A 13,192-nucleotide genomic window follows, 5' to 3' on the forward strand; every position below is an offset into this window, starting at 1 on the left:
AATGCCCGGCCCCGGGCGCGCGCTCTACCCTCGACGGCATGCGGATCGTGTCCCTGCTTCCCGCCGCTACCGATCTCGTGGCCGAACTGGGCCTGGCCGGGCAGCTGGTCGGGCGGACGCACGAGTGCGACTGGCCGCCGGGGATCGCCGACGTTCCCGTGGTCACCGGCAGCGGGATCGGCGCGGACATGAGCAGCCGCGAGATCTCCGCGGCGGTCGGAGGCGCGCACTCCGGCTCCGCGCTCTACGCCCTCGACGCCGCCAGGCTCGCCGAACTGCAGCCCGACGTCGTCCTCACCCAGGACCTCTGCGAGGTCTGCGCGGTGTCCTACCGCCGCGTCTCCGAGGCGGTCCGCGTGATGGACGCCGGGCCGCGGGTGCTCAGCCTCGAACCGCGCACCCTGGCCGGGGTGCTGGACTGCCTCCTGCTCCTCGGCGACGTCCTGGGCGTGCCCGAGGTCGCCCGCGCCAAACGGCGGGAACTCCAGGAGCGCCTCGACGCGGTGCGGGCTGCGACGGCACACCGGGACCGGCCGCGGGTCGCCGCGATCGAATGGCTCGATCCGGTGTGGCCCGCCGGTCACTGGGTGCCCGAGCAGATCGCCGCCGCGGGCGGGGAACCCCTGCTCGCCGGAGCGGGCGAACACACCAGGGCGATCGACTGGGCGGAGGTGACCGCGGCGCGGCCCGACGTCCTGCTGCTGCTCCCCTGCGGCCTGCCCCCGGAACGGACCGAAGCCGAGCTCGGCGTCCTCACCGGCCGCCCCGGCTGGGCGGACCTGCCCGCCGTGCGGACCGGGCGGGTGTGGATCCTCGACGGCCCGGCCTACTTCAACCGCCCCGGACCGCGGGTGGTCCGCGGCGCCGAGATCCTCGCCCACGTCCTGCACGGCGTCGGTGACATCGACGCCGGGGAGGCCCGTCAGGCCAGCCGCACCTCGATCTCCGGCGGCGTGCGCAACGTCTGATACACCACGCAGTACCGCTCGGTGAGCTTGCCCAGCGACGCGAGCTGCTCCGCGGAGGCGTCGGTGTCCAGGTCGAACGACAACCGGATCGACCGGAACCCGACCGGCGCCGACCGGTCCACCCCCAGCGTGCCGCGGAAGTCCAGGTCACCCTCTGCCCGGACCCGGCCGCCTCGGATGTCCAGGCCCATCGACGTCGCGACCGCCCGCAGCGTCACCCCGGAACACGCCGCCAGCGCCTCCAGCAGCATGTCGGCGGAGCAGGCGAGGCTGCCGTCGCCCCCGGTCGCCGGGTGCAGGCCGGCCTCCACCACGGCGCGCCCGGTCTCCACCTTGCACGAGATGCCCGCGCCCAGCTCCGCGTCGGCGTGCAGGGTGATCAACGCCTGCCCCGGGTCCTCGCGGTAGCGCTCCTTGAGCGGTGACTGCCGTTGCCTCAGTTCGCCTGCGTCCATCCCGACAGTATGACCCCGGGTGGACGGGCTCACGCGGGTGTCAGACCGGGGTCGGGACCGGGGCGATCTCCTCGACGACGCGCCGTCGACGGAACGGCAGCAGCCCCACCGCCGAAGCGCTAACCCCGGCCGGCCAGGGTCGTGTCGATGAACGCCCGCGTGGCCGCCGTCAGCGGTCCGCTCCGGTGCACCAGCCACTGCGGCAGCCGCTCGGGCGGGTCGAACCGGTAGACGTCCGCGCCCGCCCGCACCGCCAGGTCGGACCAGCCGTCCGGCATCAGGCCCGCCCCGATGCCCCGCAGAACCATCGGCAGCACCACGCCCCGGTCCCCGACCTCGGCCGCGATCGTCATCTCCCCGACGGTCGCGGCCAGCCGGTCGAACAGCGCCCGCACCGCCGTCGCCGGCTTGGTCACCACGAACCGCATCCCGCGCAGCACCTCGGGGCCGACCGCCGGGCCGGGCTCGCCGAGCGCGCCGGGCGGCACGACCAGCAGGAACTCCTCGTCCCGCAGGTGGTGCGTCACCAGCCCCTGCCCGGCCGGCCGCTCCGCGCTGCCGCACACCCCGACCTCGCACCGGCCCTGCAGCACCATCGCCACCACCTCCGCCGCGGACAGCGCGGACGACGTGCTCACCGTGACACCCGGATGCCGCTTGGCCAGCTCGGCGATGATCGACGTGACCGGCTCCAGCCCGGACGACGAGGTCGCCGCGACGTCCACCCGCCCGGCCGCGCCGTCGCCGATCGCGCCCGCCGCAGCCCGCAGCGCGTCCAGGTCCCGCAGCACCAGGCGCGCCCGGTCGGCCAGCGCCTCCCCCGCGGTGCTCAGCACGGCGTTGCGCCCGACGCGGTGGAACAGGGTCACCCCCAGCTCGTGCTCCAGCTTGCCGATCGCGCGGGACAGCGACGGCTGCGCCACGTGCAGCGCCTTCGCCGCCGAGGTGAACCCGCCGTGCTCGACGATCGCGACGAAGTACTCCAGCTGGCGGCGTTCCATCGCGCTCCTCACCCATAGCGGCCGGCTATCCGGATGGTGTCACACATGTCTTGGACGTCCACTGGGGCGAGGGTGTCTACTCGGATCGTGTTCACCACCCGTCCCACGCTGCAGGGCACCCACGGCATGGTGTCGTCCACCCACTGGCTCGCCTCGGCCGCCGCCATGGCCGTGCTGGAGGACGACGGCAACGCCTTCGACGCGGCGGTGGCCGCCGGGTTCGTGCTGCACGTCGTCGAACCGCACCTCAACGGCCCCGGCGGGGAGGTGCCGATCATCCTCGCGCCGGCCGGCCAGGCACCCCGCGTGCTGTGCGGGCAGGGCCCGGCCCCGGCCGGCGCGACGGTCGCGCACTACACCTCGCTCGGCCTGGACCTGGTGCCCGGCACCGGTCCGCTGGCCGCCGCCGTGCCGGGCGCGTTCGACGCCTGGATGCTGCTGCTGCGCGACCACGGCACCAAGACGCTCGCCGAGGTGCTCGCCTACGCGATCTCCTACGCCGAGAACGGCCACCCCGCGGTCGAGCGCGTCGGCTCCACGATCGCCACCGTGCGCGAGCTGTTCGAAACCGAGTGGACCAGCTCCGCCGAGATCTACCTGGCGCACGGCCGTCCGCCCGCGCCCGGCGAGATGCTGCGCAACCCGGCGCTCGCCGCGACCTGGCGCCGCCTGATCGCCGAGGCCGGCGCCGCGGGAGCGGGCCGCGAGACCCAGATCGACGCCGCCCGCCGGATCTGGCGCGAGGGCTTCATCGCCGAGGCGATCGCCGACGCCGTCACCCGCCCGACCATGGACACCTCCGGCGAGCGGCACACCGGCACCCTGACCGCCGACGACCTGGCCCGCTTCGAGGCGGGCTACGAGGACCCGGTCACCTACGACTGGCAGGGCTGGACCGTCGCCAAGTGCGGGATGTGGAGCCAGGGCCCGTCGTTCCTGCAGCAGCTCGCCCTGCTGCCGGACGGCCTCGAGTACGGCACCCCGGACTACCTGCACACGCTCATCGAGGGCACCAAGCTCGCGATGGCCGACCGCGAGGCCTGGTACGGCGACAGCGCCGACGTCCCCGTGGAGACGCTGCTGTCGCGCGAGTACAACGACGCCCGCCGCGCCCTGATCGGCGAGCGGGCCTCGACCGACCTGCGGCCCGGTTCGCCCGGCGGACGGCACCCGCGGCTGAGCAAGCAGGCCGAGCTGTCCGCCGGCGGCGCTGTTCCACCGCCGGCGGCCGCCGGGGCCGGCGAGCCGACCGTCGCCAACGACGGCGCGACCCGCGGCGACACCTGCCACCTCGACGTCGTCGACCGCTGGGGCAACATGATCGCCGCGACCCCGAGCGGCGGCTGGCTGCAGTCCAACCCGGTCATCCCCGGCCTGGGCTTCCCGCTGGGCACCCGGCTGCAGATGGCGTGGCTCGACGAGGGCCTGCCCAACTCGCTGGTGCCCGGGCGCCGCCCGCGGACCACGCTGTCGCCGTCGATGGCGCTGCGCGACGGGGTGCCGGTGATGGCGTTCGGCACGCCCGGCGGCGACCAGCAGGACCAGTGGAGCGTGCACTTCTTCCTCGCCGTCGCCCTCCGGGAAACGGTGCGCGGAAGTCTCGACCTGCAGGGCGCGATCGACGCCCCGAACTGGCACACCGACAGTTTCCCGAGCTCGTTCTACCCGCGTGCGACAAAACCGGGAAGCGTCACCATCGAATCGCGCATCGGCGATTCCGCCATTGCCGCCCTGCGGCGCCGCGGGCATGACGTGACGGTCGGCGAACCGTGGTCGGAAGGGCGGCTGTGCGCGGTCGCCCGCGACCCGGAAACCGGTGTCCTGTCGGCGGGTTCGAACCCGCGCGGCATGCAGGGCTACGCCGCCGGACGGTAGGTCCGCGGCATTCGGAAAAGGAAGCAGCGGTTCGGACCATCCCCCCGGACCGCTGTTTTCCTGCCCTTTTCCCACCCGGAACATGTCACCAGAATCAACCCCGCGGAAATCGATGACAAACTCCGGGAAACTACCGTAAACTGCGCACACATTCGACGCGCTGGAGTTTTCCCATGGCCCACAACAGTTCGCGATGGCGCACATTCGCGTCAGTGGCGGCGGTCACCGTGGCGCTCACCGCGTGCGTGCCGGTACAGCACGTGGCGAGCACCGCCGAGCACACCGACGACTACGGGACGCCGGTCGGCGCCCAGGCGGTCCAGGCCGGGGGCGAGCTCGTGATGGGCCTGTCGTCCGAGCCGGACCGGCTCGACCCGACCACGTCCAGCTCGCTGTACACCCGCTACGTCATGAGCACGATCTGCGAGAAGCTCTACGACCTCGGCCCGTCCGGGCAGATCGTGCCGCAGCTGGCCACCGGGCTGCCCACGACCTCTCCCGACGGACTGACGGTGACCATCCCGGTCCGCACCGGGATCACCTTCGCCGACGGCACCCCGTTCGACGCCGCGGCCGTGCGCACCAGCCTGCAGCGCCACCTCACGCTCAAGGGTTCGCAGCGCACCAGCGAGATGGGCCCGGTCCGCAGCGTCGAGGCACCCGACGCGAGCCACGTCGTGATGACGTTCAAGAAGCCGTTCGCGCCGATCACCGCCGCCCTGGCCGACCGCGCCGGGATGATCCTCTCCCCCGCCGCGCTGGCCGCCGAGGGCGCGAACTTCGGCGACCACCCGGTGTGCGTGGGGCCGTTCAAGTTCGTCAAGCGCGTGCCGCAGACCTCGATCGAGGTCGAGCGCGACCCGCGGTACTACGACGCGGCGCAGGTCCACCTCGACCGCATCCTGTACCGGATCATGCCGGACGCCAACATCCGCGCGGCGAACCTGCGCTCGGGCGACATCCACGTCGCCGACACGATCTCACCGCAGGACGTGGACGCGCTGGCCAAGGACCCCGATCTGAAGGTGCTGCAGTCGCCGTCGCTGGGCTACCAGGGCGTCACGATCAACACCGGCAACGTCGACGGCGCCGGCACCCCGCCCAAGCCGATCGACACGCCGCTGGCCCGCGATCCGCGGGTGCGGCAGGCATTCGCGTCCAGTGTGGACCGTCAGACGCTCGTCGACACCGTCTTCAACAACTGGTTCGACGTCGCCTGCTCCCCCATCGCGCCGCAGTCGCCGTACGCGACCCCGGCCAGTGACGCCTGTCCCGCCTACGATCCGGCGCGGTCCCGGCAGCTGCTGGCCGAGGCGGGCGTGCCCACGCCCTACACCGTGACACTGCAGGTGTCCAACACCCAGGACCAGCTCCGCTACGCCCAGGCGCTGCAGGCCAGCGTCGCCGAGGGCGGGTTCGACCTGAAGATCGTGCCGGTGGAGTACTCGACGCTGCTGGACGTGCAGAAACGCGGCGACTTCGAGCTGCTGCAGCTGGGCTGGTCCGGCCGCATCGACCCGGACGGCAACACCGCGCGGTTCCTGTCCACCGGTTCCGGCGGCAACTACGGCGGGTTCTCCTCGGCCGAACTGGACGACCTGCTCTCGCGCGCCGCCCGAGCGCCCGGCACCGCCGAACGCGCCGACCTCTACGGCCGGGCGACGCAGGTGATCCAGCGGGAGAACCCCATCGTCTACACCTACCGGCTGCGCAACCTGACCGTCCACTCGGCACGGGTGGCCGGGGTGGAGGTCTACTCCGACGGCGTGGTCCGGCTCGGCAGGGCCGCGTTCCGCGCGGACCAGGAGGGCTGATCCGCATGCTGCGTTACCTGTTCCACCGCCTCTGGCAGTCCGCCGTGACGCTGGTGCTCGCCTCGATCGTGGTGTTCGCCGGGGTGCGGGCACTGCCCGGCGACCCGGCGCTGGCCATGGCGGGCGAGGAGGCCGATCCGCAGACGCTCGCCGCCGTCCGGGCCCAGCTGGGTCTGGACGACCCGCTGCCGGTGCAGTACGTCAAGTTCCTCGGCCACGCCCTGACCGGCGACTTCGGCCGCTCGACCCGCACCGGCACGCCGGTGTCGGAGATGATCGGCGCGACCCTGCCGGTCACCGTGCAGCTCGCGGTGTACGCGATGCTGATCGCGGTGCTGGCCGGCCTGCTGCTCGGCGTGATCGCCGCGGTGTTCCGCGGCCGCTGGCCGGAGTGGGCCGCCAACGGCTTCTCGCTGTTCGCGCTGTCGGTGCCGACGTTCTGGCTCGGCATCCTCGCCGTGGTCTACCTGTCCGTCCAGTTGGGATGGTTCCCGGCGTCGGGATACGTGTCGCCGCTCAAGGATCCGGTGCGCGGCCTGTACTACCTGACGCTGCCCGCGGTGATCCTCGGGTTGTCGCACGCCGCGGTGGTGCAGCGGCAGACACGCGGGTCGATGGTCGGCACGCTCACCGCGGACTTCGTGCGCACCGCCCGTGCGAAGGGCCTCGGCCGCGGCGCGGTGATCGTCCGGTACGGGCTGCGCAACAGCCTGATCGTGGTCACCACGATCGTCGGACTCCAGCTCGGTGGGCTGATCGCCGGCGCGGTGGTCACCGAGCGGATCTTCAGCCTGCCGGGCATCGGCAAGCTCACGCTCGACTCGGTGTTCAGCCGCGACTACCCGGTGATCCAGGCCGTGGTGCTGGTGATCACCTTCGCCTACATCGTCATCAACCTGCTGGTCGACGTCCTCTACACGGTCATCGACCCGCGCGTCCGGGTCTCCGGGAGGGCTTCATGACCGCGATCACCGAGACCCCCGTCGCGGCGGGCCGGGTCCGCGGCCGGGTGTGGCGGAACCTGCTGCGCAACCCGATGGGCGTGACCGGCGGGGTACTGCTGCTGATCGTGCTCGTCGCCGGGATCTTCGCGCCCTGGCTGGCGCCCTACCCACCGTCCGAAGTGCACTTCACGACCCCGTTCCAGCAGCCGGCCACCGTCGGGTTCGCCCTCGGCACCGACGACCTGGGCCGGGACGTGCTCTCCCGCGTGTTGTCCGGGACCCGGACCTCGCTCGAGGTCGGGCTGCTGTCGGTGCTGCTCGCCGTCGTCGTCGGCGTACCGCTCGGGCTGCTGTCGGGGTACTGGCGGTGGCTGGACGCGATCGTGTCCCGCCTGACCGACCTGATGCTCGCGTTCCCGTTCCTGCTGCTGGCGGTCGGGCTGGCGGCGATCAACGGCGGCGGCCTGACCAACGCCGCGATCGCGCTGGGCATCGCCAACATCCCGACCATGATCCGGGTGGTGCGGGCGGAGACGCTGCGCCTGAAGGACAGCGACTTCGTCCTCGCCGCGCACACCATGCACGCCGGGGCGCTGCGCATCCTCGGCCGGCACGTGCTGCCCAACGCCGCGTCGGCGATCATCGTGCAGGCCACGGTGATCATGCCGGCGGCGGTGCTGGGCGAGGCGATCCTGTCGTTCCTCGGGCTGGGCATCCAGCCGCCCGAGCCCAGCCTGGGCATCATGCTCTCCGACGCGCAGCAGTACCTGTTCCGCACCGTGTGGCCGGGCGTGTTCCCCGGCATCGCGCTGGCCCTGATCTGCCTGGGGTTCAACCTGTTCGGCGACGCGCTGCGCGACGCACTCGACCCGAGGAGCTCCCGATGACCGAACCGTTGCTGCGGGTGGAGGACCTGCGGGTGTCCTTCGGCGGCACCGAGGTGGTGCACGGCGCGGACCTGACGATCATGCCCGGCGAGCGGGTCGCGGTCGTCGGCGAGTCCGGCTCCGGCAAGTCGACCACGGCGCACGCGGTGCTGGGCCTGCTGCCCGGCGGCGGACGAGTCACCGGCGGCCGGATCGTGGTGCGCGGCGAGGACATCACGCACGCGGGCGAAAACCGGCTGCGGCGGCTGCGCGGCCGGGAGATCGGGCTGGTGCCGCAGGATCCGATGACGAACCTGAACCCGGTCGCGCGGGTCGGCCGCCAGGTCGCGGAAACCCTGGTGACGCACGGGCTGGCGAACCGGCGCGAAGCGATGGCGCGGGCCGTGGAGATCCTCGGCGAGGCCGGGTTGCCGGAACCGGCCCGGCGGGCGCGGCAGTACCCGCACGAGTTCTCCGGCGGGATGCGGCAGCGGGTCCTGATCGCGATCGGCCTGGCGTGCCGCCCGGACCTGCTGATCGCCGACGAGCCGACCTCGGCCCTGGACGTCACGGTGCAGCGGCAGATCCTGGACCACCTGGACGGGCTGACCCGCGAGCTGGGCACGGCGATGCTGCTCGTGACGCACGACCTGGGCCTGGCCGCCGAACGCGCGGACCGGGTGGTCGTCATGTCGCAGGGCCGGGTGGTGGAGTCCGGGCCGGCGATGCGGGTGCTGACCGAGCCCGGGCACGAATACACGCGGCGGCTGATCGCGGCCGCACCGTCGCTGAAGGAGCCGCTCGCCGTGGCGGCGGCCGCGCCGCCGGTGCTGGAGGTGTCCGGGGTGTCCAAGGAGTTCCGGATCCGCGGCGGCGGGGGCGTGGTCAAGGCGGTGGAGGACGTGTCGTTCACCGTGGAGCGCGGCCGCACCACCGCGATCGTCGGCGAGTCGGGGTCGGGCAAGACGACGACGGCGCGGATGGTGCTCGGGCTGATCCCGGTGAGCGGCGGCACGATCCGGCTGGACGGCGAGGACCTGCCGGGCCTGCGCGGCGCGCGGCTGAAGGCGGCGCGGCGGGCGATGCAGCCGGTGTTCCAGGACCCCTACGCCTCGCTCGACCCGCTGTTCACGGTGGAGCAGCTGATCATCGAGCCGCTGCGGATCTTCCGGGTGGGTGATCGCGCGAGCCGTACTGCGAAGGCGCGGGAGCTGCTGGACCAGGTGGCCCTGCCGGCGTCGGTGGCGCACCGGTACCCCAACGAGCTGTCCGGCGGGCAGCGCCAGCGGGTGGCGATCGCCCGCGCGCTGGCGCTCGGCCCGCGGCTGGTCGTGTGCGACGAGGCGGTGTCGGCGCTGGACGTGCTGGTGCAGGACCAGATCCTCACCCTGCTGCGGCGGCTGCAGGACGAGCTCGGGCTGAGCTACCTGTTCATCTCGCACGACCTGGCCGTGGTGCGCGCCATCGCCCATGACGTGGTGGTGATGCGCGCCGGACGGGTCGTGGAGCGCGGCCCGGTCGCGAAGGTGCTCCAGGCGCCCGAAGAGGCCTACACGCAACAACTCCTGGACGCGATCCCCGGAGCCGGCGTGTTCGCCTGACCCGCCGGCGGCGCCCGGTCACAACCCGGGAGCCGCCGGTGCCTGCGCGTGTCCTGCGCCGCAGCGGCCCCTGGTGTGGACGGCGTGGCGGCCGGCATCGGCTGCCACGCGAGCGACGCGCCCCGCCCGGCCCGGGTCCGTTGAACCGCACCGTTTCCCGCAGCGCACCCGGTTCCGTGCCCGCCGGATGGCGGCCCTCACCAGTCCGCGAGCACCGTCTCGAACGCCAGCTCCGCCGCCCCCAGCAGTTTCGCGTCCGTACCCAGCGCCGAGGTCGCCACCCGCGTGCCCGCCAGCGCCCGGCTCATCAGACTCCGCTCGCGCACCGACTTCTCGATCCCCTCCACCACCACCGGCGGCAGGGCCGTGAACAGGTCGCCGAGCACGACCAGCTGCGGGCACAGCAGGTTGACCACGTTGGCGAGCCCGAGCGCGAGCCAGTCGGTGAACTCGGCGAGCTTCTCCGGCACCTCGCCGTTGGCGCCGAGCAGCCGCAGCTCGTGCACGATCGCGCCGACCGGGCTGTCCTCGTCCAGCCCCAGCGCGCGGGCCAGCGCCCGCTCCCCCACCTCGGTCTCCCAGCAACCGTAGGACCCGCAGTAGCACTGCCGCCCCTGCGGCCGCACCACCATGTGCCCCACCTCGCCGACGTGGTGACCCCCGGCACCGCGCATCGACACGCCGTTGGAGATCACCCCGCCACCGACGCCGACGTCCGCGCTGATGTAGACCAGGTCGTCGAACCCGCGCGCCACGCCCCGCAGGTGCTCGGCGAGCGCACCGAGCTCGGCGTCGTTGCCCATGTGCACCGGCAGCTGCAGCGCCCGGGACAGCCACGCGCCCAGCGGGATGTCCGTCCAGTGCAGGTTCGGCGCCTCGTGCACGAACCCGTCGGCGTGCCGCACCACACCCGGCACCGACACCCCCGCCGCGACCGGCCGCACCCCGAGCTCGTCGATCAGCGGCCCCGCGGTGTCGACGATCTTGGTGAACACCTCGCGCGGGTCGTTGGTGGTGGAGCGGATGTTCCACCCGCCCCGCCCGAGGATCTCGCCGCCGATGCCGACCAGCGCCATCCCGGCCCGCTCCACGCGGATGTCGATCGCGAGCACCACCGCGGCGTGCGGCTGCGGCAGCACCAGCAGCGACGGACGGCCGGCGCCGCTGCGCTGGGCCGGCACCCGTTCCTCGACGAGACCGTCCTCGGCCAGCCCGTCCACCAGCGCCTTGATCGTGCTGCGGTTGAGCCCGAGGTCGGTGGCGAGACTGGCCCGGGTGGACGGACCGTGGACGTGCAGCCGGCGCAACAGGGCAGCCCTGTTGTGCCGGCGCACGTCATCGGGGCGCGTGCCCGCGGTCGGTGTGGTCGTCACCTGCGCTTCCCTGCTGGCCGGTGGTCGGCGTTCCTCACCCGCGCCTCAGCGCGCCGCCGCGGCGCGCCTGCGGGAGAGCGCGTCGACGGCTGCGGCCACCAGAAGGACCAGACAGGTGATGATGTTCACTGTAGCCGCCTGGAATCCGAGCAGGCCGAGGCCGTTCTGCACGGTCGCCAGCACCAGGCCGCCGATCACCGCGTCGCGCAGCCGCCCGCGGCCACCGAACAGCGACGTGCCGCCGATGACGGCCGCACCGACGGCGAACAGCAGGGTGTTGCCGCCGCCGGAGTTGCCGTCCACGGCGCCGACCTTGGAGCTGTAGACGATCCCGCCGATCGCGGCCACCGACGAGCAGATCAGGAACACGCTCATCCGGATCTTGTCGACCTTCACACCAGCGCGCCGCGCGGCCTCCTTGTTGCCGCCGACCGCGTAGACGTGCCGGCCGTAGCGCGTGCGGTCCAGCACGAACGTCCCGGCCACCAGCAGCACCAGCACGATCGGCACCACGTAGGGCACGCCGGCGATCGTGGTCAGGTTCGGGTTGGGCGAGCGGTTGGTGTTGAGCAGGTAGGTCGCCACCGCGCCGAGCACCAGGACCGCGCCGACCTTGACGAGCACGATCGTCGTCGGCTGCGCGACCAGCCCGCGCCGCAACCGTCCGAAGTGGCGGGTCAGCACGACGGCCGCGTACCCGCCCGCCGCCAGGACGAACAGGATCCAGCCGGCCAGGCCGGACAGGTTGCCGTTGGCCACCTGGTACAGCACGTCGCTCTGCCGGATGGAGATGGTGCCGCCCTCGCCGACCAGTTGCAGCAGCAGGCCGTACCAGCCGATGAACAGCGCCAGGGTCACCACGAACGACGGGATGCCGATCTTGGACACGATGGTGCCGGTCAGCGCGCCGATCACGACGCCGACGCAGATCGCCAGCACGATCTCGACCCACGGGTTCGCCGAGAACCCGGCCAGCATCACGACCGGCACGACGAGCGAGAGCACCGCGCCGATCCAGACGCGCATCCACACGCACAGCGCGGCCGCCACGATGGAGCCGACGATGAAGCCGTAGAACACCGTGCTGCCGAAGTTGCCGAGCAGGTTGCCGTTCTGCGTGAAGTGCAGCGCCATCACCGACGCCGCCAGGCCGGACGCGGTGCCGGCGGACAGGTCGATCTCGCCGAGCAGCAGCACCGGCACGATGCCCATCGCGATGATGGTCTGGCCGGCGCCCTGCGCGAACAGGTTCGCGATGTTGTTCAGGGTCAGGAAGGTGTCGGAGAGCCCGGTGAACACCAGAACCAGCACGAGGAGACCGAGCAGGGCGGGCAGTGCGCCGAGCTCGCCGCCGCGCAGGCGTCCGAAGTAGTCGCCGATCGCCTCGCGGGTGGACCGCGAGGTGGTGTCGATGCCGAAGTCGGAGATCGCCGCCGGGGGCTGGCCCGAGTCGGGCTTCGTCGGGGTTTCAGTCATGGTCACTTCTCCGCTCACACGGCCGCGGTCTCGGGGCGGGCCAGGCCGAGGTCGCCGGACCGGCCCGCGGTGATCAGTTCGACGACCTGGCTGTTGGTGACGTCCTTGGTGGCGACGTCGGCGGCGAGCCGGCCGAGGTAGAGGGTGGCGATCCGGTCGGCCACCTCGAACACGTCGTTCATGTTGTGGCTGATCAGGACCACGCCCAGGCCCTGTTCGGCCAGCCGCCGGACCAGGTCGAGGACCTGCCGGGTCTGGGCCACGCCCAGCGCGGCGGTCGGCTCGTCGAGCAGCACCACCTTGCTGTTCCACAGCACGGCCTTGGCGATGGCGACGGTCTGCCGCTGCCCGCCGGACAGCGACGCCACCGGCGTGCGGACGGACTTGACCGTGCGCACCGACAGCGAGGCCAGCGTCTTGCGCGCGGCCATCTCCATCGACGCCTCGTCGAGCAGGCCGTTCTTGTTGCGTTCCCGGCCGAGGAACATGTTCTGGACGATGTCGAGGTTGTCGGCCAGGGCGAGGTCCTGGTAGACGACCTCGATGCCGAGCGCGGCGGCGTCGCGCGGGTTGTGGATGTGGACCGGCGTGCCCTCGAAGAGGATCTCGCCGCTGTCGATCGGGTGGATGCCGGCGATGCACTTGACCAGCGTCGACTTTCCGGCGCCGTTGTCGCCGACGAGCGCGGTCACCTCCCCCGCGCGCACCTCGAAGTCCACGTCGTGCAGGACGTGGACGGGCCCGAAGCTCTTGTTGACGCCCCGCAGCGCGAGGACGGGCTCGTTCATGGATGAACCTCCGCTATCCGTGGAGTGACGC

General features: G+C 72.6%; 11 protein-coding genes. 6 read left to right on the forward strand and 5 right to left on the reverse strand.

The features are described 5' to 3' along the window. Positions 1-38: 38 nt before the first annotated feature. Entirely contained in the window at positions 39-968 is a 930-nt protein-coding gene (locus FB470_RS30460) for an ABC transporter substrate-binding protein (protein ID WP_306997049.1), read from the forward strand. Here FB470_RS30460 and FB470_RS30465 read toward each other — a convergent pair. Further along, positions 923-1,423 (reverse strand): OsmC family protein, encoded by a 501-nt coding sequence (locus FB470_RS30465; protein ID WP_306997051.1) that lies wholly within the window; start codon positions 1,421-1,423, stop codon positions 923-925. The two genes, FB470_RS30460 and FB470_RS30465, sit on opposite strands and share 46 nt — an antisense overlap. A gap of 119 nt (positions 1,424-1,542) precedes the next feature. Next, positions 1,543-2,424: a LysR family transcriptional regulator gene (locus FB470_RS30470; RefSeq protein ID WP_306997053.1), complete on the reverse strand. Its 882-nt coding sequence runs from the start codon at positions 2,422-2,424 to the stop codon at positions 1,543-1,545. Positions 2,425-2,511: 87 nt separating this feature from the next. On the opposite strand from FB470_RS30470, the gene FB470_RS30475 reads away from it, so the two are divergent. The 5 genes from FB470_RS30475 to FB470_RS30495 all read left to right on the forward strand — a co-directional run bounded on the left by FB470_RS30475 (position 2,512) and on the right by FB470_RS30495 (position 9,524). Continuing rightward, positions 2,512-4,299: a gamma-glutamyltransferase family protein gene (locus FB470_RS30475; protein ID WP_306997055.1), complete on the forward strand. Its 1,788-nt coding sequence runs from the start codon at positions 2,512-2,514 to the stop codon at positions 4,297-4,299. Positions 4,300-4,511: 212 nt separating this feature from the next. Continuing rightward, positions 4,512-6,113 (forward strand): ABC transporter substrate-binding protein, encoded by a 1,602-nt coding sequence (locus FB470_RS30480; RefSeq protein WP_306997057.1) that lies wholly within the window; start codon positions 4,512-4,514, stop codon positions 6,111-6,113. Between the two features lie 5 nt (positions 6,114-6,118). Continuing rightward, the gene (locus FB470_RS30485; protein ID WP_306997059.1) at positions 6,119-7,075 is read left to right on the forward strand and encodes an ABC transporter permease; all 957 of its coding nucleotides are present in this window, start codon (positions 6,119-6,121) and stop codon (positions 7,073-7,075) included. Continuing rightward, the gene (locus tag FB470_RS30490; protein WP_306997061.1) at positions 7,072-7,944 is read left to right on the forward strand and encodes an ABC transporter permease; all 873 of its coding nucleotides are present in this window, start codon (positions 7,072-7,074) and stop codon (positions 7,942-7,944) included. The genes FB470_RS30485 and FB470_RS30490 overlap by 4 nt, the downstream gene beginning before the upstream one ends. Further along, the gene (locus FB470_RS30495) at positions 7,941-9,524 is read left to right on the forward strand and encodes an ABC transporter ATP-binding protein (RefSeq protein WP_306997063.1); all 1,584 of its coding nucleotides are present in this window, start codon (positions 7,941-7,943) and stop codon (positions 9,522-9,524) included. The genes FB470_RS30490 and FB470_RS30495 overlap by 4 nt, the downstream gene beginning before the upstream one ends. Before the next feature lie 197 nt (positions 9,525-9,721). Here FB470_RS30495 and FB470_RS30500 read toward each other — a convergent pair whose 3' ends face one another. The 3 genes from FB470_RS30500 to FB470_RS30510 are packed head-to-tail and all read right to left on the reverse strand — an operon-like array spanning position 9,722 to position 13,161. Beyond that, positions 9,722-10,897 (reverse strand): ROK family transcriptional regulator, encoded by a 1,176-nt coding sequence (locus FB470_RS30500; RefSeq protein ID WP_306997065.1) that lies wholly within the window; start codon positions 10,895-10,897, stop codon positions 9,722-9,724. A gap of 45 nt (positions 10,898-10,942) precedes the next feature. Then, positions 10,943-12,373 carry a sugar ABC transporter permease gene (locus FB470_RS30505; RefSeq protein WP_306997067.1) on the reverse strand — a complete coding sequence of 477 codons (1,431 nt, stop codon included), beginning with the start codon at positions 12,371-12,373 and terminating at the stop codon, positions 10,943-10,945. Positions 12,374-12,387: 14 nt separating this feature from the next. Beyond that, positions 12,388-13,161, reverse strand: coding sequence for an ATP-binding cassette domain-containing protein (locus FB470_RS30510; RefSeq protein WP_306997069.1), 774 nt, complete (start codon positions 13,159-13,161; stop codon positions 12,388-12,390). Between the last annotated feature and the right edge of the window lie 31 nt (positions 13,162-13,192).

Origin of the sequence: Amycolatopsis thermophila (assembly GCF_030814215.1) — a bacterium.
GTDB lineage: Bacteria > Actinomycetota > Actinomycetes > Mycobacteriales > Pseudonocardiaceae > Amycolatopsis_E > Amycolatopsis_E thermophila.